Source organism: Pseudomonas entomophila, assembly GCF_013523125.1.
Lineage (GTDB): Bacteria > Pseudomonadota > Gammaproteobacteria > Pseudomonadales > Pseudomonadaceae > Aquipseudomonas > Aquipseudomonas entomophila_B.
On record NZ_JAAMQJ010000134.1, the window covers coordinates 1 to 214 of the forward strand.

Here is a 214-nt window from a genome sequence, read left to right on the forward strand (position 1 = left end):
TGCACCGTCAGCGGCGCCACATCCAGACGGTTCTGCTCCATCTGGCGCATTTCTTTCAGGTCATCCAGGCGGCGAACCAGCGCCCGTAGACGCCGCTGAGCTTCTGGCTCAGGCTCCCACTGGCGTAGCGAGTCGCCCTTGTGCTGAGCGTAAGCAGCAATGGTCTTGGCGTCGGCCTTGTCGGTCTTGACGCGGCGCAGCTCGAATTCGGCGA

At 63.6% G+C, this 214-nt stretch carries 1 protein-coding gene; it reads right to left on the reverse strand.

The window, feature by feature from the left end:
- The coding region (locus G7007_RS21970; RefSeq protein ID WP_181105207.1) for an IS110 family transposase at positions 1 to 214 on the reverse strand (214 nt) is incomplete at both ends.